At 29.2% G+C, this 353-nt stretch carries 1 pseudogene; it reads right to left on the reverse strand.

Annotated features, from left to right (window positions below):
- Positions 1-353: pseudogene (locus H2279_RS08800) on the reverse strand (hypothetical protein); the annotation flags it as partial.

Raw genomic sequence — 353 nt, forward strand, 5'->3', positions numbered from 1 at the left:
GCTCCTTTGATGGGATCTTTTAAATAAATCTTTTGCCAATCTTTAAATTCAAGCAAAGTAGATCTCTTTCCTGTGTGAAATTCAGGATCTAAATAATTAGGTTTGTAAGATTTTTTATAAGGGGAGTTATCAACTATATTGACTGCTTCTAAGAGTGCCTTAGTATATTCTTGGGTGTATTTACCAGTTTCATCATCTTGTTTTGTGAATAAAAATTCATTGGTTTTTGTATTGAGTCTTATACCAACTCCATTAGGTGCATAAACCATTTTAATATCTTTATCGTTCATATCCTCTCCTTTACAAGCACTTAAACTAAAAATAAGTAAGGTAGTTAAAAATATTTTTTTCAT

The sequence above is a fragment of the Campylobacter sp. B0100352/1 genome (genome assembly GCF_020135855.1).
Taxonomy (GTDB): domain Bacteria; phylum Campylobacterota; class Campylobacteria; order Campylobacterales; family Campylobacteraceae; genus Campylobacter_D; species Campylobacter_D taeniopygiae.